22 protein-coding genes are annotated in these 24,967 nt (G+C 64.5%); 1 reads left to right on the top strand and 21 read right to left on the bottom strand.

The genetic code is table 11. From position 1 onward, the window contains the following. Nucleotides 1-37 precede the first annotated feature (37 nt). The 21 genes from ATJ93_RS02270 to ATJ93_RS02170 form a co-directional block, all read right to left on the bottom strand. On the bottom strand, nt 38-1,039 hold the full coding sequence (locus tag ATJ93_RS02270; RefSeq protein ID WP_120243012.1) for a hypothetical protein: 1,002 nt from the start codon (nt 1,037-1,039) through the stop codon (nt 38-40). Between the two features lie 57 nt (nt 1,040-1,096). Continuing rightward, the gene (locus ATJ93_RS02265; RefSeq protein ID WP_120243011.1) at nt 1,097-1,669 is read right to left on the bottom strand and encodes a hypothetical protein; all 573 of its coding nucleotides are present in this window, start codon (nt 1,667-1,669) and stop codon (nt 1,097-1,099) included. Between the two features lie 2 nt (nt 1,670-1,671). After that, on the bottom strand, nt 1,672-3,297 hold the full coding sequence (locus tag ATJ93_RS02260; protein ID WP_120243010.1) for a DNA primase: 1,626 nt from the start codon (nt 3,295-3,297) through the stop codon (nt 1,672-1,674). Between the two features lie 140 nt (nt 3,298-3,437). Then, entirely contained in the window at nt 3,438-4,760 is a 1,323-nt protein-coding gene (locus ATJ93_RS02255; protein ID WP_120243009.1) for an outer membrane protein assembly factor BamB family protein, read from the bottom strand. 8 nt (nt 4,761-4,768) lie between these two features. Then, on the bottom strand, nt 4,769-5,143 hold the full coding sequence (locus ATJ93_RS02250; protein WP_120243008.1) for a DUF3209 family protein: 375 nt from the start codon (nt 5,141-5,143) through the stop codon (nt 4,769-4,771). 66 nt (nt 5,144-5,209) lie between these two features. Then, nucleotides 5,210-6,448, bottom strand: coding sequence for a CbiX/SirB N-terminal domain-containing protein (locus tag ATJ93_RS02245; RefSeq protein ID WP_120243007.1), 1,239 nt, complete (start codon nt 6,446-6,448; stop codon nt 5,210-5,212). Between the two features lie 37 nt (nt 6,449-6,485). Next, entirely contained in the window at nt 6,486-7,214 is a 729-nt protein-coding gene (locus tag ATJ93_RS02240; RefSeq protein WP_120243006.1) for a cobalamin biosynthesis protein, read from the bottom strand. Continuing rightward, nucleotides 7,211-7,477, bottom strand: coding sequence for a ferredoxin (locus ATJ93_RS02235; protein WP_120243005.1), 267 nt, complete (start codon nt 7,475-7,477; stop codon nt 7,211-7,213). The genes ATJ93_RS02240 and ATJ93_RS02235 overlap by 4 nt, the downstream gene beginning before the upstream one ends. Nucleotides 7,478-7,491: 14 nt before the next feature. Continuing rightward, a complete protein-coding gene (gene cobJ / locus ATJ93_RS02230) occupies nt 7,492-8,613 on the bottom strand; it encodes a precorrin-3B C(17)-methyltransferase (protein ID WP_120243004.1) in 1,122 nt (373 codons plus the stop codon). 12 nt (nt 8,614-8,625) lie between these two features. Further along, a complete protein-coding gene (locus ATJ93_RS02225; protein WP_120243003.1) occupies nt 8,626-9,504 on the bottom strand; it encodes a precorrin-3B C(17)-methyltransferase in 879 nt (292 codons plus the stop codon). Then, the gene (gene cbiG / locus ATJ93_RS02220) at nt 9,501-10,469 is read right to left on the bottom strand and encodes a cobalt-precorrin 5A hydrolase (protein WP_120243002.1); all 969 of its coding nucleotides are present in this window, start codon (nt 10,467-10,469) and stop codon (nt 9,501-9,503) included. The genes ATJ93_RS02225 and cbiG overlap by 4 nt, the downstream gene beginning before the upstream one ends. A 311-nt stretch (nt 10,470-10,780) precedes the next feature. Continuing rightward, nucleotides 10,781-12,085 carry an outer membrane protein assembly factor BamB family protein gene (locus ATJ93_RS02215; protein WP_170155499.1) on the bottom strand — a complete coding sequence of 435 codons (1,305 nt, stop codon included), beginning with the start codon at nt 12,083-12,085 and terminating at the stop codon, nt 10,781-10,783. Nucleotides 12,086-12,382: 297 nt separating this feature from the next. Further along, complete coding sequence (locus ATJ93_RS02210) at nt 12,383-15,613, bottom strand: DUF7286 family protein (protein WP_120243000.1); 3,231 nt, start codon at nt 15,611-15,613, stop codon at nt 12,383-12,385. Next, nucleotides 15,613-16,659 carry a DUF7284 family protein gene (locus ATJ93_RS02205; RefSeq protein ID WP_120242999.1) on the bottom strand — a complete coding sequence of 349 codons (1,047 nt, stop codon included), beginning with the start codon at nt 16,657-16,659 and terminating at the stop codon, nt 15,613-15,615. The genes ATJ93_RS02210 and ATJ93_RS02205 overlap by 1 nt, the downstream gene beginning before the upstream one ends. Beyond that, nucleotides 16,653-17,075: a DUF7285 family protein gene (locus tag ATJ93_RS02200; RefSeq protein ID WP_245977493.1), complete on the bottom strand. Its 423-nt coding sequence runs from the start codon at nt 17,073-17,075 to the stop codon at nt 16,653-16,655. Before ATJ93_RS02200 ends, ATJ93_RS02205 begins: the two co-directional genes overlap by 7 nt. 58 nt (nt 17,076-17,133) lie before the next feature. Next, nucleotides 17,134-18,195 carry a DUF7283 family protein gene (locus ATJ93_RS02195; protein ID WP_120242997.1) on the bottom strand — a complete coding sequence of 354 codons (1,062 nt, stop codon included), beginning with the start codon at nt 18,193-18,195 and terminating at the stop codon, nt 17,134-17,136. A gap of 54 nt (nt 18,196-18,249) precedes the next feature. After that, on the bottom strand, nt 18,250-19,980 hold the full coding sequence (locus tag ATJ93_RS02190; RefSeq protein ID WP_120242996.1) for a secretion system protein: 1,731 nt from the start codon (nt 19,978-19,980) through the stop codon (nt 18,250-18,252). 3 nt (nt 19,981-19,983) lie between these two features. Then, nucleotides 19,984-21,936, bottom strand: a complete 1,953-nt coding sequence (locus ATJ93_RS02185) for a type II/IV secretion system ATPase subunit (RefSeq protein ID WP_120242995.1) — start codon at nt 21,934-21,936, stop codon at nt 19,984-19,986. Between the two features lie 90 nt (nt 21,937-22,026). Further along, the gene (locus ATJ93_RS02180) at nt 22,027-22,497 is read right to left on the bottom strand and encodes a DUF7311 family protein (protein ID WP_120242994.1); all 471 of its coding nucleotides are present in this window, start codon (nt 22,495-22,497) and stop codon (nt 22,027-22,029) included. Further along, nucleotides 22,494-23,189, bottom strand: coding sequence for a DUF7310 family coiled-coil domain-containing protein (locus ATJ93_RS02175; RefSeq protein ID WP_120242993.1), 696 nt, complete (start codon nt 23,187-23,189; stop codon nt 22,494-22,496). The genes ATJ93_RS02180 and ATJ93_RS02175 overlap by 4 nt, the downstream gene beginning before the upstream one ends. A 63-nt stretch (nt 23,190-23,252) precedes the next feature. Beyond that, nucleotides 23,253-24,308 carry an ATP-binding protein gene (locus tag ATJ93_RS02170; protein ID WP_120242992.1) on the bottom strand — a complete coding sequence of 352 codons (1,056 nt, stop codon included), beginning with the start codon at nt 24,306-24,308 and terminating at the stop codon, nt 23,253-23,255. A 74-nt stretch (nt 24,309-24,382) separates the two neighbouring features. Between ATJ93_RS02170 and ATJ93_RS02165 the strand changes: the two genes are divergently transcribed. Beyond that, nucleotides 24,383-24,892 carry a DUF7382 domain-containing protein gene (locus ATJ93_RS02165; protein ID WP_120242991.1) on the top strand — a complete coding sequence of 170 codons (510 nt, stop codon included), beginning with the start codon at nt 24,383-24,385 and terminating at the stop codon, nt 24,890-24,892. The last annotated feature ends 75 nt before the right edge of the window (nt 24,893-24,967 follow it).

The following is a 24,967-nucleotide window of genomic DNA, read 5'->3' as shown; positions in this document are numbered from 1 at the left end:
TGGTACGCCCGCTTGAGTCGGTCGAACGCGAGTGGCGTCATCCCGCTTCCGACTCCGCTTTCGCGTCAGAGTCTGACTCCGACTCCTCCGATTCGGCGTCTGACTCGTCGCCATCCTCATCGTCCCCCGCTACGGCGTCGATGATCTCGTCGGTCATCTCCTCGCGGCTGAGGTTCGCCTTTACGCCGACGTCCTTGGCGATCGACTGGAGATCCTCGTACGACATCATCCCGAGGAAGTCCTCGAGCGTCTCACGCCTGAGATCCTCGAGGTCGCCCGCAGAGGGTTCGGAGTCGTCGTCGCTGTCCGTCTCTTCTTCCCCTTCGCCGCCTTCGGCCTCTGTTCCGGCGTCGTCAGTCTCGTCTTCGGTCGTCTCGTCTGCTGTTTCTCCGTCGTCGCTGTCGACTGTCGATTCGTCGTCGCCGTCATCCTCGGCTTCGTCCTCGTCGCTCTCGAGCAACTCGTCGAGTCCGCTGGCCTCGCTCGCCGATTCGGCGGCCGACTCGACCGCGTCTCGAGCGCTGGCCGCTTTGTCTTTCGCCCCGGATTCGGATTCGGATTCGGCCCCGCTCTCGGCGTCCGATTCCGAGTCCGAGGCCGACTCCGATTCGGATTCTGATTCAGACGCCGGTTCGTCCTCATCCTCATCACCGCTCTCGAGCAGCCCTTCGAGACTGCTCTCGTCGGTGATCCCCTGTGCCAGTGACCGGACCGATTCCGAGGCGTCGTTTTCGTCGACGCTCTCCCGGATTGCGTTACGGATCGCGGTCGCGAGGTCCGACCGGATCTCCTTGCGATCCTTTCCTTCCTCGAGGCCCTCAGCGATCGCTTCGTGGATGCCGCGACCGATCGCCGCACCCAGTTCGCGACCGATGCGTTCGCCGAACTCGCGTCCGACTGCAGCACCGACCTCGCCGCCGTCGATGTTGTCCTCGATGTTGCCGTCGCCGAGCAGGTCGGCCACGTCCAGTTGGTTGCTCACCTCCCGGCTCACCAGCTCTTTCAGCCCGCTCTGGCTTCCGCTCTCGCTTTCACTCATAGCGTTCACCTCGAGCCGGGACCGGCCGTGGGTCGTCGGGACGATTCCACGCCATGATTACTCCTCCGCTTCCGCTTCAGCCGTTTCTTCGTCCGCTTCTTCGGCTTCGGAATCGGAGTCATCGTCGTCGCTCGTTTCGGTCTCCTCGGTCTCGCCGCTATCGGCGTCATCGCTGTCGGACTCGGCGGACTCCGAGTCGTCGTCGGACGAGTCCTCGGCTTCCTCGCTTTCCTCTGCTTCTTCCGAGTCGGTGTCTTCGTCCGCTGATTCGTCGTCTTCGGATTCTTCGCCGGCGCTTTCTTCGTCCTCGTCTTCCTCACCTTCCTCACCTTCGGATTCGTCCGATTCCTCGTCCGTCTCGGATTCGTCCGCCTCCTCTTTGGTCCCGAGCAGTTCTTCGACGACCATATCGCCGATCGTTCGGCCGATGGATTCGCCGACTTTTCGGCCGACGAGCGCACCGATCTGGCCACCGAGTGCTTCTCCCAGGGGCTGGTCCTCGTCGATCTCGTCTTCCCACTGGGTTCCCTCGATCAGGTCGTCGACGTCGATATTGTCGGTGATCTTCTCGTAGTCGATACGCTGGGCCATTGACGTAGACTCGGTGTCGGATTCGGATTCTCCGCTCATTGTTAGGCTGCCTCCGCTGTCGCGTCCGCCTGGTCACCCGCCTCTTCCTGCTCTTCGCCCGGCTCTAGCTGCTCGATCAGTTGCTCGAGTATCTGACTGACGACCGCCGCAACGAGGTCCTCGACCGGTAAACTCGGTATGAGTCCGGCGAGTCCCTCTTTCGCCCGGTCGCTGACGGCGGAGATCGGGCCAGGGGAGTCGGTCGTCTCGTCCGCTTCATCCGTTTCCCCAGTCTCTTCGTCTTCTTCCACGTCCGCCTCGTCCGGCGTCCCTTCGCTCTCTTCGCCCTCGGCTTCGTCCGGTGCTTCTTCGTCCTCGGCCTCGGCTTCGGCCGCTTCTTCGGCTTCCGCTTCCGGCGTTTCCTCCTCACCGCCGCCGAAGAGTCCGCGGAGCCACTGCACTGGCTTGCCGAGGATCCCTTTCACCCAGCTGAGAGCCGAGGATATCCGACCGCCGGATTCCGCTTCCTCCCCTTCCCCTTCCGCTTCGCCTTCGGCCGCTTCCTCGCCCTCGGCTTCGTCCTCGCCGCCGAGTCCCAGCAGCCCCAGCAGCTTGTTGAACAGTTCCTTCGGCTTGCTCACCAGGTTGCTGAGGAACTCCTTGGGCTTCTCGAGCAGACCGCTGAACAACTCCTTGGCCTTCCCGGGAATCTCCTTCAGCTTCCCGGGAACCTTCTTGAGCAGTTCGATCGGCTTGCTCAGGAGCTCTTTCGCCTTGTCGATCATCGCACCGGGGCCGTCAAGCAGTCCCGTCACCGCGGACAGCAGGTTCCCCAGCAGGTTGTTCTCGCCCGGCCGCGCCGACACGTCGAGCTGGACCGGGTTCAGATTGACCTCGAGGCCGAGCAGGTCGAGGAATAGGCCGTCGAGATCGAGGTGCAGGACGCCGGAGGCGTCGTCGCCCTCGTAGACCTTTTCGGCGTCGTCGGCGTGGCCCTCTTCGCGATTGTCCTCGGTGAGTTCGCCGGTATCCTCGCCGACATCTCGCTCTTCTTCCTCCTCTCCAGCCTCAGATTCTTCCTCTTCGCCCTCTTCGGCTTCCTCCTCGCGCTCACCTTCGTCCTCGAATTCTTCTGCTTGAGCATCCTCCTCGAGGTCTTCTTCGTCTTCTTCGACTTCCTGTTCTTCTGCGCCCTCCGCGAGGTCTTCTGTGTCCTCTCCCTCGGTTTCCTCGTCTTCAGCCGCCGTGTCCTCTTCTTCCCCTTCGTCGGTTTCTTCAGTTTCCTCCTGGGCTCCGTCTCCTTCACTCTCTGCTTCCTCGTCTTCAGCATCGCCCGCTCCCTCGGCCCCTTCTTCTTCGGCTTCTTCGTCCTCTGTCTCTGTTTCCTCGGTTTCGGCTTCTTCCTCGGCTTCCGCTTCTTCCCCCTCCGCTTCCTCGGATTCAGATTCTTCCGCTGTTTCCGCTTCTTCGGCGTCCTCGTCCTCTGTTCCTGCGTCCGTTTCTTCGGCGTCGTCTCCGTCGGCTTCCTCCTCGTCCGGATCCGACATCTCCGCCTGACCGCCGTCGGTCATCACCCTGCGCTCCGCTCGAGTCGCTCGGTCACCGTCCTGACGGTTGCTCAGGACGTCCGCGACCTCCACGGGATCGGGACAGTCCTCGGAACCATCATCTTCTAGGCGTGCTGTCATTATGTGCAGAAAACACGAGGGTGAGCGTTGTGGTGATTTCCCTTGCGTGTGCGACTGACCGCCGCGTGTCGGCCGGTTTCGAGAACTGACGGAAAAACAGAACCGCGGAACCGATCGATCGAGTCGACCGTCTCGAACGCCTACTCGAGGGCGGCGACGTGCAGTCGATACGTGCCGCGCGTCTCGCCGTCGTCGTGGTACGCGACCGGTTCTTCGATCGCTGCGACGGTATCGTCGGCGACGGCACCAGCGGTCGCGACGCCGTCGAACCGCTCGCGGCCCACCGGTCCCGACTCGAGGTCGTACCGCCGAACCGCGTGGGTGTCGGGGTCGCGAACGCGGAAGTTCTGTGCGCAGGGGGCGACGAGTCGGTCGCCGTCGGCGGCGAGTCCGTGGACGAAGCCGCGGACCGCGTCGTCCCACAGCGGCGTCCCCTCCGCGTCGAATGCGGCGATCCGGTGTTCGTTCGGATGGCGGCCCTCGGTCTCGCGGCTCTCTTCGGCGTAGGTGTTCCCCGTGACGAACGCTACCCGGCCGTCGTTCGCGTATACGTGGTTCGGGTACGCGTAGAGCGTCTCTCCGTCGACATCGGTCGGCACGGCGAGATCGACCCGCCAGCGCTCGGCGCCGCCGGGTCCGAGCAGGTAGCCGCGCTTGTCCCCGTGGCTCGCGACGGCGACCTGCTCGCCGTCGACGGAGACGTCCCCGACGCGGCGGTCGCCCTCGGTGCCGGGATCCCACGTCCAGAGGGGGTCACCCGATTCAGCCTCGAGAACGACCAGACCGACGTCGTGGTCGCCCGTGCAGCGGTTGTAGCCGACCGCGAGCCGGTCGCCGTCGTCAGCTCGGTCCAGCGCGATCGGCGAGGCGTCGGTTTCGTAGCGCCAGCGGACCGTACCGTCGGATTCGAACGCGTAGACCGTGCTGTGCCACCGGCGGGTCTCGCCGTCGCGCTCGTAGCGTCGGGCGGCGGCGTAGACCCGTCCGGTCGCCGGATCGGACTCGAGGGCGACGACGTAGGGGAGGTAGAAGACGCTGTCTTTGACCGGCTTTCCGACGTCCGATGCGGTCTCGTAGCGCCAGCGTCGATCGCCAGTTGCGGCGTCGTAGGCGGCAATCGCCCCGGTTTCGCCGCGGCCGGCGACGACGATCGCGTCGCTGTCGTCGCTTCCGTCGTCGCCTCCGTCAGCCTCCTCGAGCGACGCGATCCCGACCGCGTGCTCCGGATGGTTGACGGTCCAGCGCGGTTCGAGATCCGGGGCAGACGATCCACCCTCGAGCGCGCCGGCCTCGTAGGCGACTACACTGCCGTTCCACTGGCCCGCCGCGACGAGTTCGTCGGTCGCGTGGACCGCCGATCGGGTCCACATGTGACGGCTGCGTGCGGGCTCGATCTCGCCGAGCGAGACGGAGGTGAATTCGGCCGCTCGATCGTCCAGTACGTCGGAATCAGTGTCGGCCATCGTCCGAGTCACTCGTCGTCGACCGGGAAGGTCTCGTGGAGGGTGTCGTGGGCATCGCCGAGGCCGTCGACGATACTGTCACCCTGTACGCGCAGCCGCTGGACCGCTCGTTCGGCGTCGCGAACGGCGAGCAGTCGGCCCCGCGTGTAGTCGTACGCGGGGTCGTCGCTGTCCATCGTGGCGACCTCTTCCTCCAGATCCACGAGGGCGGCGTCGAGGTGGCGTTCGACCTCCGCGAGGCTTTCGGCGTTCGCCAGTCCCTCGATCGGGCCCTCGAGGTGCCCCTCGAGTTCCTTCTCGGCGTGATCGCGGGCGCTCTGATCCTCGACGCCGAGGACGTTCATCAGTCCGAGTCGTAGCGCTTCGATTTCGTGGCAGCTCATGGTTCGATATTGTGAATTGTCGGAGTCGTGTCTTTCGTCTCTGGATCGGTCGAGTATCGATACTTCTTACAGCGTCTGATCGACCAGTTCGCTCACGATGCGATCTCGGTCGAGGTGGTCGGAAACGATCCGTTCGGCATCCTCGCTCGCGACGTCGCCGTACCAGATCCCGTCCGGGTAGACGGCGACCATCGGGCCGTCGCCGCAGCGGCCGAGACAGGACGACCGGGTGATCCGGGCGTCGCAGTGCTCGGAATCCCGCACCTCTTGGCGCAGGCGCTCGAGGACGGCCGGCGACCCCATCTCCGCGCAGGTCTGGTTCATGCAGACCGCGACGTGCTTCTCGGGGGCGTCGTGGCTGTGGGGTTCGTCGTCGACGTCCTCGCGGTCGGCGTGGGCCTCCTGGTGGGCCAGCGCGCGCAGCATGGCGCGGGCGCCGCCGACGTCTTCCTCGTAGCCCTCGAGATCGACTTTGTACTTGCACGTGTCACAGGACATCTCGACGCTGTCGGTGCGAGCCTCCTGCCAGCGATCGGCGAAGACGTCCAGCAGCCGCGAGTCGGTTCCGAGGGGGTCGCCGGCCAGCGCGTCGACGTACGGATAGTCCGCGTCGAACTCCGCGGTCCAGTCGCGGACTCGCTGGGTGAGCACGCCGTCGCCGAGCATGTACGGCAGGACGACGACGGCGTCGGGCCGGTGCTTCGAGAGCCCGTGGAGGGTGTCCTCGAGCGTCGGCTCCGTGACGCCGATGAAGGTGGCCTCGACGCGGTCGAACGCGCGGCCTTCGTAGAGCAGTCGGGCGAGCTTGTGTACGTCGCCGTTGGCGTCCGGATCGCTCGAGCCGCGACCGCAGAGGACCACGGCGACGTCGTCGGTCTCGCGGTCGACGCCCAGTTCGGCCTCGACCGCGGCGGCGCGATCGTCCAGCAGGTCCAGGATGGCCGGGTGGATGCCCAGGTGGGCCCCATTGGAGATCTCGAGGTCGTACTCGGCGCGGGCCTGTTCGATCGCCAGCGGCACGTCGTTCTTGACGTGACTCGCGGCGAACAGCGAGCAGTGGACGACCGTCACCCGGTCGGCGACCGGTTCCAGTCCCGCGAAGGCCTCGTCGATCGCCGGCTCCGCGAGCTCGAGAAACGCGGCGTCGACCGGGATCCCCAGCCGCGACTCGAGGCCGGCGGCCAGTTCGCGGACCTGCTCGTTCGACTTCTCGCGCCGGGAGCCGTGGCCGATCAGGAGGACGGCCTCGTCGTCGAACGCGGCGGTCGAGCCGGGCGCGGCTTCGTTGGATGTCGGTGTGCTCATTGTGTGGTAGCGTGTGGTGGCGTGACTCGTCGGTCGATTACTCGTCCTCGCCGTCGTACGCGTCGGCTTGCTCGAGACTGCGCTCGAGCTTCCGACGGCGGCTCGGCGCGAACAGGCCGGTCTCCTCGCAGTTCTCGTAGAGCCACGTCCCGAAATCGGGCGCGGCGGCATCGTCGACCCCGAACCAGTAGCCGCCCGACGACGTTTCCGACAGATCGCCGTAGGCGGCGTCGACGGGACACTCGTCGATCAACTCCTGCGCGACCGCGAGCAGGTCGCGGTCGTCGTGGACGAACGAGATTCCCACGGTGCCGCTCTTTGACTTGAAGCAGATCGTGCCACAGCCCTCGAGCAGGCCCCGCAGGAGTTCCCGGTCGTACGCCGAGAACGCACCGAAGCGGTAGTTGCCGCGGCCGTCCACGGGGAGCCCGAGCGCGCCGCTGCGGCCGAGCAATCCGGATTCGTCGCCGTCGATCGTCAGCGTGTACTCGTCCTCCGTCCGCGTGATCGACGTGTCGTGGGCGTAATCGCGGGTGGTCGTCTCGTGCTCTACGTCGCCGCCGGCGACCGCGGCGAGCACCTGCGCGGATTCCTCGTCGTTGGCGACGACCTCGATGCGGTCGTCCGAGACGTCGCCGCTGCCGGCGACGTGTCCCCAGAAGTACGCGGTCGCGGGGTGGCCCGCGAGCGGGTCCGCGGGGACTGCGATCTCGAGGGCTGCGTCGGCGTCGCCAGCTTCCGCCTCGGCGGAGTCGGCGTCGCTCATTCGCCCACCTCCTCGACGATGATCGCGTCCGTCGGACAGGCCGCCGCGGCCTGCTGAGCCTCGTCGATGCGGTCGTCGTCGAACGTCGCGACGACCCGCTCCGCGGTGTCGGTGACTTCGCCCTCGCAGTCGTAGACCGGATCCGCGTCCGGATCGACGGTCGCGAGGCCGTCCTCGCCCTCGACGAACCGCGGGTCGCGGGTCAGGCAGGCGAAGATGCCGTCGCAGGCGTCCTTCTCGATGGTGACTTCGTATCGTGGCATGTTGGATTTCGTGCTCAGTAGTCGTATTTCGTCTCGTACCCGCGAGGGGTGACCATCCGGTCGTCCCAGACGTAGGTATCCTCGGTGCCGACGACGATCGTCGTCGTCATGTCGATGATCTCGCTCTCGCCGAGGTCCTCGAGTTCGCCGAGTTCGGTGAGCATCACCTGCTCGTCCTCGCGGCCCGCGCCGTGGACGATGCCGACCGGCGTGTCCGGATCGCGGTGGGTCAGCAGGATCTCGCAGGCCTTCTCGAAGTTCTCGCGGCGCTTACGGCTCCAGGGATTGTAGATCGTGATCGCGAAGTTCTCGCTGGCGACCGAGTGCAGTCGGGACTCGATCTCGGGCATCGGCACGAGGTGGTCCGACAGCGAGATCGAGACCGTGTCGTTCACGAGCGGCGCGCCGAGGCGAGCGGCGCAGGACTGGGCCGCCGGGACGCCCGGCACGACCTCGAAGTCGACCATCGAAGCCGTCGCGCCCTTGGACTCGAGGATCTCGAGCGCCAGGCCGGCCAGCGCGTAGACGTTGGGGTCGCCGCTGCCGACGATGGCGACGTCGTTGCCCGCCAGCGCGCGGTCGATCGACTCCTCCGTGCGGGAGACCTCGCCGCACATCGGCGTGTCGTAGATGTCCTCGGCCTGCTCGGTGATCTCGTCCGGGATGAGTTCGATGTAGGTCGTGTAGCCGACGATGTGGTCGGCCTCGAGCAGCGCGTCCTTGGCGCGCTCGGTCATCCCTTCGGGGTGGCCGGGACCGAGGCCGACGGCGACCAGTTGGCCGGGTTCGGCGTCGAAGTCTTCGATCGTCGCGCCGACCTCCTTCTCGTTGCTACTCGAGTCGTCGGAACTGGAACTCGAGGCGCCGCACTTCGAGCCGCTCGAGGACGACGAACTCGAGGCGCCGCATTTGGAACTACTCGAGTCATCGCTTTCGCTCGAGGAAGCGCCACACTTCGAACCGCTCGAGTCCGAGTCGGAACTCGAAGTCGAACTCGAGGGTTCGGCCTCAGTACTGCTGCTCGAGGCCCCGCATTTGGAGGTGTTCGAAGTCTCGGTTTCGGTGTCGGTCGATGCGCCGCAGTTCGATGTCGATTCGCCGTCAGCGTCGGAGTCAGGGTCGGTGTCTGTGCTCATGGATCCGTATTCTCAGAAGTCGTCGACATCACGCCCGCCGCGCGGGGTGACGAGGTACGTTCGGTCGTCGTTGAGCCAGGTCTCGGTCTCGTGGTTGCCGATGATCAGCGAGGTTCCCATCCCCGAGACCTTGTCGTCGTGGTCGGCCGCCTCGCCGAGGGTAGTGATGAACTGGCTCTCGCCGTTGCGGCCGGCGTCGGCACGGCCGGCGTCGTTGACGATCGCCACGTAGGCGTCGTCGGTCCGCTCCTCGCGGACGATCTCGACCGCCTTCTCGTAGTTGCGCCAGCAGTTGTAGAGGACGATCACGAAGTCCGAGATCGCGGCCGCACGCAGTTTCTCCTCGATCTCGTCCCAGCCACGCCACTTGTCCGACAGCGAGACGGTACAGAAGTCGTTACACAGCGGCGCACCGACGTTGGCCGCGCCGCCGAGCGCCGCCGTCATGCCGGGGACGACGTCGATCGGCACGTCCGTCGCGTCCTCCTCCTCGGCCATCTTGAAGATGAGGTCGGACTTGCCGTACACCGAGGGATCGCCGCCCGAGACGTGGGCCACGTCCTTCCCCTCGCGGACGTAGTCGAACGCCGCGCGGGCGAGTTCGATCTGTCGGCCCATCGTCGAGCGAACGATCTCCTGTTCGGTTCCGTCCTCGCGGGTTGCGATTCCGCCCTCGTCCGTCCGCTCCTCGGACGGGATGGTACCGTCGTCGCGCAGGAACTCCTGGTAGAGACTCGAGGCGATGACGACGTCCGCCGATTCGATGACCCGCTTTGCCTTCTTGGTCATGTGATCCGGCAAGCCGGGACCGATACCGACGACGTAGAGGGTACCGTGGTCGTCGGGCGTGCCGCTGTCCGTCGCGTCGGTGGATTCGGCGTCGGAACTCATCGGCCGATCGCCACCGTCACCTCGTCCTCGTAGCTGAACTTCTCGATCACCAGTTCGTGGTCGCGTCCGCCGGCGATCGCCGAGGCCTCGGAGACGCCCGGCCAGCCGATCAGTTCCTTGGACTTGGAGGGCGTGGGCCCCTCGTGCTCGAGCAGCGTCTCCTTGTCGAAGGTAACAACGCCCAGATCCAGTTCCTGGGCCGCCTCGAGCAGCCCCTCCTCGTCCTCTTTGCGGGTCGCGGTGCCGACGAACTCGACATCCGCGAGTTCGTAGTCGGTTTGCTCGAGTGCTTCCTCCCAGGCCTCGAGAAACGCCTCTTTGTCCGCGCCGGAGACGCTGCCGGTGCCGATGACGACGCCGTCGTCTTTGTTACGTTTGAGGACGGTGACGTCGTCGCCGACCAGCACGGCGCGAGGCCCATCGAGCCGAGCGACCGGACCGAGGTTCTCGTCAAGCACGGCGAGGTTCGTCTGGACCGTCGAGTCGCCGTTGACGACGTGGGTGTCCATCGCCTTCGCGCGGGACTCGACGCCCTGCTTCCCTGCGGCCTCCGAGGCGGTCGTCATCGCCGGGACGGCGCCCATCGTCGCCAGATCCTGCGCGACCTGATTCGCGCCGTGGTGGCCGCCCGTGATCGGGATCGCCCACGTCAGTTCCTCGTCGACCACGCAGATCGCGGGATCCTCCCACTTGTCGTCGAGCAAGTGGGCCGTCTTCCGCATCGCGATGCCCGAGGCCATGAGCCCGACGAAGCAGTCGTACTCGCCCCAGTGCTCCTCGAAGACGTCGCCGTGGTACTCGATAATGTCGATCGCTTCATAGCGATCGGCGAGTTCGGTCTGGATTTCCTCGGCCGTCTCGAGTTTGCGCTCGAAGGAAATAATCGCGATCTCCTCCGCGACTTCGCCGTCGCTGTCCGGCGTGGCACAGTGTCCGCCGCCGTCGTCGTTCGTCTCGGAACTCATCGTCTCCCTCCGTTCCGATTGCTGCGTACGCTCACGAGAGGCACCATCAATCCCCTCCCTAATACAACCTACGTTTCTCATATACAAGATAGGTTTACCTAAGCTTATTCTGTAATACTCCGTATTGAGTTGGATATCGGATTTATTCGGGATAATTGGCCCTCAAGCGATGAAATAGCATGAAGAAGACTGCAAGCGGTCTGCAGAGTACGCTGCTGACGTTCCCTTCAGAGTTCGGCTATCGTGACAGTGCTCTCTTGGACCAACCGCACTTGATGAAACCCTTCTGAACTATTGCCTCGAGAATCGGCCTACGAATCGTTTTCCTCAGTCTCGAGGCGTCGCTTTAACATGTACGCTGTGGCACCGAGACCGGAAACTGCAGCGGGGACACCGAATCCGGGGAGGCCGTCATCATCGGAATCTGCATCGGCAGCCGACGAGTTCGAACTGCTGGCCCTGGTTCCACTGCTCCCTCTGCTGGAGGCGCTACTACTTTCGGAACCGTCGACAGACGGCAGATCCGCCATTGATGTCGTTGACTCGTGATGATGGTTGAACGTCCCCAACAGGACCCGGGAGTCGACGCTATCGCCGCTTTCTGGATCCGCTACGACCGTTGGAGATCCTCTTGAGTATTCACTAAAGTCGCCCTCAAGTTCCCATTCAATCTCGCCACTTTCAGCGTGAACACCGTACATGGTCTGATCGCTTCCACCGACACCCGTGTACACCATCCCGTCGTAGACCGTTGGAGACGTATCGCCGGGAGTAATGTCGGTGAGCGTCCACTGCTCTTCACCTGTCTCTGCGTCCACTGCGTACAGTCCGTCGCCACCGGTGAAGACGAGTCCGTCGGCGACTGTTGGGGAAAGCAAATCACCACTCCAAGATGTGGTATATGACCACTGCTCCTCTCCTGTTTGCGGATCCAGAGCATACAGGTTGTCGCCGTGAATGTACAGCGTGTCGTCGACGAACACCGGTGACGGAGAACCCTCGATCGAATCCGTTACTATCCGTTCTTGATCACCTGTTTCCGGGTTGACTGCGTACAGCGCCTCGTCGTAGGCAGAGACGTAGAGGGTATCGTCGTAGATAGCCGGCGATGAATCGACCCAATCCTCAGGATCAAAAAACGTCCACTCATGCTCACCAGTCTCTGCGTCGACCGCATCGAGTGTGTGATCTCGTGAACCGGCGTAAACGGTGCCGTTGTGGACCGTTGGTGATGAAGTCACTCGTGCTTCTGGTAAGTCGAATTCCCATTCTTCGTCACCTGTCTCTGCGTCGACAGCGTAGATAGTGTTATTCTTCGTACCAATGTAAACGGTGTTATCGACAACCGTTGGTGAGGAATCGACTCGACCTGAAGGCTCGTCAAATATCCATTCTTCTTTACCTGTCGCTGCATCAAGGGCATATAGCTGCTCTCGACCGGAACCGATATAGAGCGTTCCGTCGACAGAAATTGGTGATGTCGTCGGTGAACCGGGTCCGCTCCGCTCCCACAAGAGGTCACCAGTCAATGCGTCGGCGGCGATAAGATTCCCAGAGTACGACCCAACATAGACGGTCGGACCAGTTGCAGTTTCGTCCTGTGCACGACTGACCATGGACGCTGATCCCCCGACAAGAGATCCCCCAATTCCCGTCAACACGGAACGTCGCCCAATTCGAGTTATCATCGTAGGTCCGCCTCCGTGCTAGCTTTTCGTGGGGCATAGCTAGGTGTTCGGGTTTCTCGAGGGTATCTTCTGTCTTCCATATTCTGTAGTTTTATTTTCACACTTAAGATATTAATCCATTGGCTGTACCTGGAATATAACTAGGGTCTATTCAGGAATGAATTACATTAAATAATCCCGATATAAAAAGTTAGATTATATTTCAATAACTGGCTAGACGATCTATCACTCGTACTCCGGGAAGTCACACCTGTCTTTTATCCTTTCCTCAGCTTTACCGGAGTCAAAATTCGGCCCGGTGTGCCCCCAAGTCGGAGAGCACGCTATCTGTCCCATATCTTCGGGATATGTGTCGGCCACTGCAGGAACACCACCATTTCGGAAGACTGCGCCCGGCATGATGACGATAACTTCGGTAGAACTCTCGAACGTGATTGGCTCATTCTTTCCGAGTTCTATCTTAGTGCCATCGTGTAATTCGACCTCGATCGGTCGATGCTCGCGAACGTAAGTCAACCGCTCTGTGTCAGCGGGACTGCCGACCGAGGCACTGACTTCGAAACGGGCGTACTCCCCTTTGACCGTACTGTTCCAGGTGTTTGTCTGGAAGAACCAGAACTGCGGTGGGTAGGGTGTAATCGGAACACCCGGCCACGGTGCTCGGTTGTCACTCTGGATCGTCATCGGGACGTGCTCGGTCTCCGTGCCGAAGTCGGTGATCGTCTTGTTTTCGGGCCGGATCGCCGGATCCTGCTCCCGGCTAATATTCACGTGGGTCATGTACGTCGGCGATCCGGAAATCTCGAACTGGGCGTCGTCGAGTACCGGCGATCCCTCGATCTCACCGGGATCGTACTCGACGTCCGCATTCACGACATCTTGTGCGAACCCGAGGATCTCGTCAGCGCTGTTGGTTCCGCCCTCACTCATCTCGTTGATCTCGTCTTCAAAATCTTCGACTTGCCCCTCGTACTGGTCGCCGATCCGCTCGATGTAGTGGTAGAGTCGATCGAAGTACGCCTTCCGGATCTGTGCCGTCAGATACTCGCCTGTCGTTTCGAACTCTCCGTCGGCTGCACCTTCGGAGAGGTCGGCGTACACGAAGTCGTCTTCGACCGCTTTGATGTGATCGATAGCGCCGGTGATCGGCTCCGCGTCGGAATCCAGAAGCTCGGTTCGCTCGACTGTATACGCGTTGTCCTCCTTTTGAGCCCACTCGGTGAACTCGTCGTGGGTTCGTTCGAGTTCGATGCGCAGATCCTCGATGAGTTCGTTCTCCACGGGCTCGAGTTCCGTCAGGTCGTAGTCTTCCTGAAACGAGTCAGACACGACTGCGTCTCGCATCTTCTCCTCGATGTCGCCGCTGTTTTCGACTTCTCCGCCGATTCTTCTCGCGCTGGATTCGAGGTCGGTCTCGATCGTGGCGTACGACCTGACATTCATCGCATCGACGGGAGACTTGCGAAACGCGACCTCGAAGTTCTGGCCGCTTCCGACCTCGACCCGATTTTGGTCCGCGAGCTTGTCCAGTTCGAGCGACTGATAGTCGTACTCGATATTCGGATCCTGATCGAGTACGAACTCCTCGTCATCGTAGTGCATCCCCTCCTCGTAGAAGTCGTAGGTCGATTGGATTTCGACCTCTGTTTCGACCGTCACGTCTCCGGTAGGCGAGCGGGAAACGACTACGTCTTCGCCGTACTCGCTCGCGTTCTCGGAGTCGTCGTGGACCCATCGTTCGTCCGCTTCGAGGTCGACGGCAGCGGTCACGTCGATCTCGTGGATCGTCTCACCGCCTGAATCAGGCAACGCATCGTGGTTCGCGTCCACCTCGTGGACGTTCGTGATCATTACGTCGAATTCCTCGAGCGAGTAGTTCCCGCCGGGTCTGTCCGGCTGCGGGATATTTCCCCGCGATCTATCAGTCACGGACCTGTCGAGGCCGATATCGTAGAGCTCCTTCGTCATACTCCCGATGGTCCGATCCTCGTTAGTGTCGATGTCTGGCGGATCGGCTTCGTCCTCGATCGACTCTTCGACCTCGTCCTGATATTGTTCGTCGGCTTCGTTGACGATCTCGTCGGTTTGTTCGACGAGGTGTTCGGCCTGATCGACGTACGTCTCCGCTTCGTCGACGTGGGCGTTCGCCGCGTAGTACGTGTACGAGACCTCGGCGGACTCGGCGAACGGAATCCGCTCTTCCTCGTTCATCACCTCCATCTCCTCGAGTTCGCTTCGTAGCAACTCCGACGGCTCCGGGACGTCGGGCAGTTCGCCGGTGGCCGAATCGCCGAATAACCAGTTCTGGACCGCACCGTCGCCGCAGAGTTGTTCCTCGATGTCGATTTCCTCGGTGCCTCCATTACTACCGTTGGTTTCGATTTTCCCGTCCTCGAGTTGCTCTTCTGCTTTATCGAGACCATCCGCGCTGTCACTGTTACTGCCGTCATTGTTCGTATTAGCTTTCTTTTTCTTTCCGCCTCCAGTCCTCTCCATAGAATCCAACATCTGATACGACATGCAGACGTATTTCGGTCGCATGGTTCGATCCGCGTACGGGTCCTTCGTCCCGAAGACGTCGTGCTGGACATCGAAGATCGCGTCGTTCATGAGGACTTCCGTATGTTCCGGCTCGAGTACTCGCTCGAAGTCGTGATCGTCAGGCCTCGCTGTACGGTCAAACCGATCCCAGCCAGCTTTGAAGTACGCAAGGAGATACAGCCGGGCGGCGGAGTGCTGGCCGAGGCCGGAGAGTTCGCCATTGAGATCCGCATCGAAGAAGTCCGCGTCGAGCTGGGATTCGTACTCGGTCGTCCGTTCATCCAGCTGTTTCACCGGTGCGCCGACCGTCACCGTGATCGGTCGGGTTTCCGTCGCCGTGGCGGTGCTGTGAATCTCGACGTCTTCGATCGTCACCTCGAGCAGCCCGGCCTCGAGTTCCGTGTCGGCGTAGTCGCCGATCACCAGATCGACCCTGTCGATCGCCTCGTCGGGCGTAATCGCGTCGTCGCCGGCACCGTCTTCGGTTACCTTCGGGATGGATACCGTCGTTTTGGTGTCGGTGCCGACAGTTTGTCCGGCAGCGGGCAGGCGTTCGTACGCCTCGAGGTAGATGAGCAATTTGAGGTAGTTCTCGAAGTTCTCGTCGTGGTCGTCCGCCGTCGAATCGATGGCATCGATACCCGTGTCGGTACGAGCGGTTATGAGCGGTGCACTCACCGCGCTGTGACTCGCATCGATCGACGCGGACCGGAGCTCCGACTGGGCCGCAGTGACGCTCCGGTCCATACCCAGTTCGGCCTCTTGATCGATGACCGGGTCCGATCGCTGCTCGAGGACCGCGATCGCCCCGAGACTCGTAACGAGCAACAGGACGGCGATCATTGCAAACGGGATGCGGGCTCGGTCGTCGTCGGCAATCGATACGGTTCGGGGGCGGTTGTTACGTTTCGTCATTAGTCGGTTGCTTGGACCGTCAGGTCAGCAGTTTCGATCGAAATGTACGCTTCCAGAAGTGGCGCTGCCTCGTTCACGAACTCGTCTTCGCGCGGCGACGGAGCCAGATCGAGGTACGTTTGCTCCAGCTCGTCGGCGATCTTGTGGTTCTCCATATCCTCGGCGACCGTTTCCGCGAGCGCGTCGGCGAGCAGTTCGTTCGCACGCTCGGCGTTCGGATCCGAGCCGACGATCTCGTCGTTCACGTCGTCCCGTAACTCCGCTCCGCCCAGCGCCAGCGCGAGTTTCCGGTAGTCGTACGTCGTCACCGCGTTCTCGGTGCGCGTCGACTCGAGGGTGTACTGGGTTTCGGCGACGGGGAACATCGCCTCGATTATCGTCGATGCGAGCGCGTTCGCGGCGTGCTCGAGCCCGTCGCCGCTCGTGCGCTGTCCCTCGTGGTAGGCGGCTGCAATCTCCTCGTAGTCGGCGCCAGCCATCGTCGTCGAAACCGTCCCGCTCGCGCTCGAGACGGCTACCGACTGCGCCGGTCGATCGCCGCTGGTCGCAGTCCCGCTGAACGAACTGTCCTCGTAGGGTTCCCAGGTCGCAACGACGTAGATCGAATCGTCGGCACCGACGAGCTGTCCCTGAATCGCTGCATCGGCGGACGATTCGACCTCGTGGCCGTACGCGAACGGCTGTGTGCCGTCGTAGTCGACGTTCACGATCGCCGCCTCAGCCAAGAGACCGCTTGCCGGGCCGTATCTCGTGACGCGGTACGCGTCGGGCGCCTCGTCGGGCTCGTATCCGTCCGGAACGTCGAACTGATCCGTCTCGTCCACCGCTGCGACGCCGGACTCGTTTTCGACCCGGAGGTCGTAGGTGATCGTCACGGTCGATCCGGTGATCGTCTGGTACGAACGATCGCCGCGGTCCTGATCGACCGAGCGATCGTCGCCTTGGAGGTGGATGCCGATCAGCAGTACGCTCGCGCTGATTATCAACAGCGCCAGCGAGACGTCCATCACGGTCGAAATCGCCCGATCGGGGTCCGGTCTCACCATACTGCCACCCGGAGCGTTCCGGAGCGAACGTCGGCCTCGTTCTCGACGGTGACCGGAATCGACTGCGTTGCAACGGAAGCGTCGTCAGGGATACCGTCTTCCGCTACGTACTGCTCGATATCGGACGACGACGCGTCGTTGTCCGGATACCCCGAGGGAAAGGCACCGTCGACGAGTACGCGATTCGCATCCTCGTCGATCGCCGTGATACTCACGTACACCGTCGCTCCAGCCGGGAGCGGTTCGCTATCGTCGATACGGTCCTGAAGCGCTGGATCGTCGTGCGCGTAAAACACGCCGTTCTCCTCGAGTTCGTCCCAGATACGATCGATCGTCTGGTCGGCCGTCGCCTGCTGGCTAGTTCCCGGAAGCACGCTCTGGTACGCAACCGCGTACATTCCGATCCCGAGAACCACTACTCCGACCGCGACGATCGCCGCGAACGGTTCCGTCTGGGCTCTCTCCCTAGCTCTCCTAAACCTTGACGAGTGTAACATAGTAGTTCCCTCCGTCAGTGACGCCGATTGCTGCGTGATCGTGATCGAAGGTCATCTCCCGGTCGATCTCGTTCGACCACGTTTTCGATCCGTCGTCGTACTCGAGGTCGAACGTCCACGTTTCGGCCGGTAGGTCCCCGTCGGGATCGGTAAATTCGATCTCGAACTCGATCGGATCCCTGACGGGTTGTCTGGATTCGATATAGTACGTCTCGTCCACGACCGGGGCGGTAAACGTGACATCGATCCCCTCTGCCGATTTGGGTTCGAAAACGAAGCTATCGGCGCCGTGTTCGTTAGCCTCTAACTCTTTGGTTTCGTCCAGTGATTCGGAAGTCGGAATGGGACCGTCCGGGACGAACGCGGGGAGGAGATCCGCGAGGCGATACTCGCCCTCCATGTGGACCGTCGCCTGTCGCTCCTTGCTGCCGCTGTAGGTCACTCGCAGCTCGCCGATGTACGGGTCGGGATTCCACCCGGGGATTCCGTTCGCGACGGGCTCCCAAGAGTCCCGTACCTCGACAGTTGCCTCCTCTTCGATCGGCTCGAGTTCGTCGATCCCGGAATCGACCGTGACCTTGCGTGCCCGGAGTTCGCCATCGGCGCGAATCGCTTCGCCGGTATGTTCGTCGTACGCGGTTTCGACATCGCGTGTGAACTCGGCGAACGCGTGCCGATCGCCGTCCCGCAGCGCCTCGTCGTACTCCGCTTCGATCGACCGTCCGTCCGTGATGTTCTCGAGTCGCTCGTTGCCGTTGACCGGAACGACGACGCCGTACGAGAAACTCGAGTGAGCGGTCCCGTGTTCGTTTTGCATGGTGATCGTCTGCCGATCGATCGTCACTCGATCGGCGTCGTGTTCGTAGGTCGCACTGGCGGCGTACTCGCTTCCGGTAGCCCCTTCGATCGCGTTCGCTGCCGCCGGGGCGTCCGGCGGCGGCCCCGTTGCGACACCCAGCGCGAGTCCCGCGAGCGCGACGCTGACCAGCGAGACCGCGACGTAGGTGTACCACGCGTCTGCGGGCGTCTCCAGATCCATGCCGACGTTGGCCGCGGGTTCGTATATAAAGGTCAACACGCACGGCTCGCACCGTCACAGCGGCGCGACCAGGACGACATCGATCAGCGCGACAGTTAGCACGAACAGCACCATCGAGGAGACAAGCGTCCGCCCGACGTGGTAGCCGAACAGCGTGCGATCCATCCCGAACCGGAGCGCGTACGACAGCGGCGTCAGGATGCACGCCAGCAGCATCAGGTAGACGGCCACGACGACGCCGAGTTGGTCGGTCGCTAGCGTCGTCGCGTCGCCCATCCCCGCGACGGCGGTGAAGTTCTCGGCCGAGAGCATCCCGGCCATCCCGACGGTCGCCCCGCCGACCATCGGGCCGAAGTACGCCGCCGTGTTGTCGAGCGTGCTCGTCACGCGCACGAGGTCGCGTTTGGTCTCCGCCTCGACGTCCTCGAGTTCCTCGAGGTGGTCGGCCATCGCGACGATCGCGCGGCCGGCCGGCTTCCCCTCGTCGCCGGCGATCGCGAGCAGCGCCGCCATGCTCCGGGCGCGCTGGCTGGGCACGTCGCGGAGCGCGCCGTAGTCGCCGAGAAAAGCCTCCTCGACGCTCGTGTGCAGGCGTCGCTGGACGCCGGCCGCGTGCGCGAGCATCTCGCCGGTCTCGTCGGCGACGCGGTCGGCGGCGAGTTCGATGGCGGCCTCGACCGACTCGCCCTCGGCGACCTGCCGGCCGATGATGTAGAGGGCGTCGGTCAGGTTCGACTCGACGTCGCGCACGTAGTTGCGAAGCTCGAGGATCGGGCCGTAGACCGCCAGCAGGGCGACGCCGAGGGCGATTCCGAGCGCCGCGATTTCGGCGAGGGAGGCGGGGCCGACCGCGGTGACGGTGACGTAGGTTACGCCGCCGGCGAGCAGTCCCCAGCCTGCCCGCAGCCAGAGCCGATCCGGTAGGTCGGGGTGGGTTCGATCGATCTCCGGCGGCGGAAAGGCGACCGGCCGGCGCACGAGCAGCCAGATCGCGGCGCCGAGCAGACACAGCGGCAGCACGATATCGTACAGGAGCACGAACATCCAGATGTTAAGCGAGACGCCCGCCATCGGCGCGGCGGGGACGAGCGCGATCAGCGCCAGCGGGAGCAGGATGCCGAACGCGAACAGCATCGTCGTCGGCGCCCTGATCGCAGCCGTGAACTCGGCCATCTGACTCCGCGTCCCGTCGAGGATCGCCGAAAGTGCCCGCTCGAGGGTGCGGCCGCGCTCCCCCTCCGGAGCGTCCTGTGCGGTCGCCAGCAGCGTCGACGAGCGCCGCAGTGCCGGGAAGTGGGGCGCCCACTCCTCGGCGAACGAGAGGAGACCAGCCCGCGGGGTCCCCTTCGAACGGGTCACGTGGGCGGCGAGACTCCGAGTCAACGGCCCTTCGCCGGTCCGTGCGGCGAACCGGACCGCGTTCTCGAGCGAGGGGTGAATCTGCATGCGCAAGACTGCGCGGCCGACGAGCGTCGGCGTGTCGCCGAGCGCCTCCGTTCGCCGAAACGCGGCCGCTAGATGCGGCCACGAGTGCACGGCGTGGATCGACGCGAGCGACGCCGTCAGCACGAAGAAGCCGACGAAGGGAAACGGGACGCCGTAGAGCAGTAGCGGCAGGGGAATGAAGGCGGCGAGCAGCCCTGCGCCGTAGCCGGCTCTAACGACCGCCTCGGCGTCGTACGGCGGCTCGACGAATCGGACCGACTCGCGGAGGTCGTCGCTCGCCGAGACCGGGTACGGATACAGCCGGGCGAGGCCGCGAACGAGGGTCGATTCCACTGCCATGGCTTATCCTCTGTCGGCGTATGCCGCAGCGACGTCGTCGGGTGATACCCGTCCGTCCTCGGCGAGCGCTCGCATCGTATCGGTCCGGTCGGCGATCGCCGCCCTGACGTCGGCGTACGCTTCCGTCGGGCCGGCGATCGCGTTGACGAACCGGCTCTCGCCGCGGTCGATTCGGCCGGTCGCGACTGCTTCCGTGCCCTCGAGTTCGTACAGCGGTTCGAACCGGACGTCCTCGCCGTCGCCGAGCACCTCCTCGACGCGGGCGACCCGGCGGCTGCGCCCGTCGGCGGTCCGGTACGACTGGACCGTGACGACGAGATCGGTCGCGGCGAACGACGAGGGCTCGACGCCCAGATCGGAGACGACGCGCTCGTACACCGCCGCCGCGCCGTCGCCGTGGATCGTTCCCAGCACCGCGTTGGCGTTCGCGCCGACCCGCATCGCCTCGTAGAGGACCGCGGCTTCCTCGCCGCGGATCTCGCCGACGACCAGCGCCCCGTCGCCGAGCCGCAGGGCCGTCCGGAGCGCGTCCGCGGGCGAAATCTCCGGCCCGTCGCCGGTCCCGGTGCGCAGCGCCTGCACGTCCCGCCCGACCGACTGTAGCGGGGCGACCGGTAACTCGGGCGTGTCCTCGATGAGCACCGTTCGGGTGTCCGGCGTCACCTCGTAGAGCAACGTGCCCAGCAGCGTCGTCTTCCCCGCGCCGCGGGTGCCGGCGATCAGCGCCGCGGCGTTGCGCTCGATCGCGACCGAGAGAAAGCCCGCGACGGCCGGCGGCACGGTCCCGTTGGCGACCAGCGCCGGCAGCGTGAACCGGTCGTCGGACCGCTCGCGGAACGCGAAGCCGGTGCCGTCGGCGACCGGATCGGTGACGCCCGCGATGCGGAGCCCGCGACCGTTCGCCAGCGAGGCCGTCGCGTCGATCGTCGGCTTCGCGCGGGAGAACGCTCGACCGCTGGTCCGACGGATGCGAGAGGCCAGCGCCTCCGCGCCGGTCTCGGTGAGGTGGACGTTCGTCTCCATCGCGACGCCGTCGCACTCGACTCGGAGCGGGTTCGCCGTCACCGGGGACGTGGCGTAGACGTCGGTGACCGCCGGATCGGCGAACAGGTCCTCGAGAACACCGTAGCCGTCCGTGTGTTTCTCGAGAATCGCGGTCAGCGTCGGATCGACCGGGTCGTCCCCGTCTGAAACGAGTTCGACGGCCCGGGAGGGCGCCCGGTCGCCGTCGACCCACCCCTCCGCGATCGCCTCGTAGCCGTCGACGAGGAGTTCGCGTTCGGCCGGCGACAGCGAGAGGTCGACGACCTCGAGCGCGTACAGCGGCAGTCGATCCGCGCGTTCGTAAATCCGTGCCGTACTCCCGGTTTCGAGTTCCCTGACGTCGGTGAGTCGAGGCCCGTCCGTATCGTCGATCGTCCGCTCGACGAAGTAGTAGGCGATCTCCAGGCCCATTCGCGGCGAGAATACGTCCGTGTACTCATCAACACCTGAGACGGCGTCGAGCAACCCGGACTCGAGGGCGATGTCGCCGAGCTGATCGACGCGGGTCTCGAGGGTCGGTGCTTCTCCGAGCGGATCCCGGGCGACATCGTGGGCCAGTCCGTCGTCGCGAGAGCCCAGCAGTTCGACGAACCGACCGGCGGCGCCGAGCAACGCCGTCGCCTGCGCGTCGTACCGGTACTGGAGTCCGTTCGAGCGAACGACGATCGCGTCCGCGTCGCGCTCGACCAGTGCGGCGACGACCGACCGACGGCACGACGGCGCCTCGGCGAGCGTCCCGTCGCAGGCTGATGCGTCGACGACGAGCGTGCGACCGTCGAACTCGAGGTCACAATCGCAGTCGCCGCGGTCCGTCTCCCGATCGTCGAAGAGGGACTCGAGGCCGATTCCGGCGAGCAGCGTCGGTACGACGTCCGTTCGCTCGCCGTCGGCCGCGGCCTCGTTCGATGGCATAGGCTAGCTGGCTCGCGTTCCGATTTAAACCCGAACATCGCGGGGGTCCCGTCGCACGAGGTGGCCATCTCCGAGATCGGTCAGCGTACATCATCGCGAGTCGGAAAGCGTCACAACGACGACCGGCTGCCCGTCGGCATCCGGTTGGAGCACGAGTCGGACATCGTTCGTGCCCCTCCACCCGATTTCGGTCGTCCGAGCGGCCGTCGGATCGCGGTAGACGAGACGGCTCTCGAGGAGCATTCGCCCGCGCGTCCCGTCGGTCAGTACGTACCGCGCGACGCTGGCGTCGTCGGCGACCGGTTCGATCTCGAGGTGGTCGACGCCCGCTCGGGTCAGCGAACGCGTCGGAACCGAAAACTCGACCACCCGCTGCGGATTCGGATGGCCAGCCGGGGAGAGTTCCTCGGTCGCCTCGAGTTCGACCGCCGCCGCTTCGACGGCCGCGAGTTCGGTGCGGAGTTCGCGTTCGGTCGTCTCGCCGGCCGCGTCGTCGATTGCGAGTCCGGCCAGTCCCAAGAGTGCGAGCGTCAGAAGGACTGCGACAACGTATCGAATCATGAAAAGCGAGCGCGAAGCGAACCGAGTAGGCCGGACTCGGCCCCGTCGCTGTCGGTCTCGTCACCGACCTGCGCCGTTCGATCGCTTCTCGAGGGGGCGTCCTCGAGCGACCGCGGCTCGTCCGCTCCCGCGACGATGTCGGTCACCGTTTCCTCCGGCGTCTGTGCGGTCTCGGTATCGGTCCTGTTGCCACTGCCGGTCTCGGTAGCGTCCGCGAGCGACGCACTATCAGCCGTTTCAGCCGCTGTGCCAGTCGCAGCGATCGACTCGTCGTCGAACTCGAACCAGGCCCCAGTACTACCCCCACTGGCCCCGTCGTCCGCATCGGAACGCGTACGCTCCGTCTCCCGTTCGGTCGGGTCTCGAAGAACGCCACCCCGGACGTCGTCGAGTTCGACCTCGAGCCGGTCGACCCGCCGCTCGAGTCGATCGACCGTCGCGACCGCCGACGCGGCCTGGCGCTCGACGTCGTCGTTGATCGACTCGACGTTGCCGACGTACCCCTCGAGCGATCGGACCGCCGCCTCGAGGTCGGCGAGCCGACGCTCGTGCTCTTCGACGCGCGTCTCGAGGTCGGCGACGGTCTCCGCGAGTGACGCTACCTCCGCGAGTTCGTCCAACGTTGCGTCGCCGTCGACGACGACGCGCTCGACGGCCGACAGCCGCTGCTCGAGTCGATCGAGATCGGTCATGGCGAGGGTTGCCGCGCGATCGGATTTAAACTCGGACCCGGAGTCGGCTCGCTGCGAGACCGATTACGGCTGATCGGCGACCTCGCGTGCGCTCGGACTGCCACCCCCGTGGGGCGTGTCCCGCCGGCGAATCCGGGCCGCGTGGATCGTCTCCGTCGCGTCGTCGATCACGACGACGCTCCCCGGTTCGGTCGGGAGCCGGTCGGCGAGCGATTCGTGGACGTACGTCGGTTGCGCGGCCTCGAGCGCTTCCAGATCGGCTTCGGCCGTCAGTCGGTGGGCGATCAGCACGTCGGACTGGGAAACGGCCGTCTCCGAGAGCGAACTCGGCCGCTGGGTCGCGAGGACGAGGCTGACGCCCGGAGCGCGCCCGCGCGTGAGTACCGTATGCAGTGCGTCCGCTGCGACCCCGCCGAAGAACGCGTGCGCCTCGTCGAGCAGGAGCCACGGCAGCCGGTCGATCGTCCCCGTAATCCGTGCGCGGTACAGCGCCTCCGCAATGGCGCGACACACCGCGTTCATCGGTGCTGCCTCGAGCCCGGAGACGTCTACGACGGTGACCGCCGACCCGGCGAGGTCGGCCGCATCCAGCCCGTCGGGGTCGAACGCATCCCACGACTCAGCGAGGGAAATGTGGTTGCTCGCCGCCCGCTTGTCGGCCCCCGGCGCGTCCGTCGCCGCGACGTGCTCGCGCATCCCCTCGAGCGTCGCCGATTCCTGAGCGGCTTGCCAGACGAGACTCCCCGAGCCGCTTTCCGGCGAGAGGCCGAGCAGTGCACACCACGACCGAGGATCGAGCGCGTCGGCCGCAACGGTCGGTTCGGCGACGACTTCGACGGGGACCGACTCGCCCGTCGACCCGTCGGCGAGCGTCGCGAAGACGCCCATCGGATCGACGATCACCGGCGCGACACCGGCCGCTCGAGCGAGTTCTTCCGCGACGACGCCGAGGGTGTAGGACTTCCCGTAGCCGCGCTTGCCGACGACCAACATCGCGTGCGGATCGTCGAGATCGACGTACAGATCGGCCCCGTCGCTGCCGTCGAGCGCGCGGTACGTGCCGACCCGGCCCGCCTGTACCGTCTCGGCGTCGCTTCCCCGTCCGATGACGAAACTCATGGCGACGGTTCCCGCGCCTTCCTACTTGAACCCGCGTCCCGGGGTTTACGTACGAAGGGGCGACCAACGGCGGTATGGCTTCAGGACGAGAGTCACCGTCACCGACCGTATCGATCTCCGTCGGCTCGAGGCGCTCGTTCGCCGACGACGATCGTGCGATCGAGGGGCTGCCGATTAGACTCGTGATCGCACTCATCATCGGCGTCGTCTCGCTCGGAATCATGCTCCAGATTCTCGGCGGTATCGACGGCTTCCAGACGGACACCGAAGTCGACGTTCGGTTCGACGACGCGACGATTAAGGAGGATGACGACGACGTGAGCATCTACGTCGTCGACGAGGACGGCAACGAGGTGACCGACGCCGTCGTCGTCGCGCAGGCCGGAACGGCACGGATGGACGGGGCGTTATCCGACGACACGGGTGATAACAACGAGGTCGAATTCGATTTCGACAGCGAGGGCGACCTGTCGCTCGCCCCGGACCAATCCACGGGAACGATCGAGTTTACGGTTCAGCCGCCGGCCGATTCCAATTGGGAGGACGCCGAACCGAACAACGAACTGTTGGTGGTCGACGACTGAGCGGCGCACAGCGATCGGTAGCGATCGCCATCAGCCATCGACGGTCTCGAGAGTCGAATAAAGGTCTGTTGCGCC

It is taken from the genome of Halopiger aswanensis (assembly GCF_003610195.1).
GTDB classification, from domain to species: Archaea; Halobacteriota; Halobacteria; order Halobacteriales; family Natrialbaceae; genus Halopiger; species Halopiger aswanensis.
This window is presented reverse-complemented; position numbering and strand designations above follow the sequence as displayed.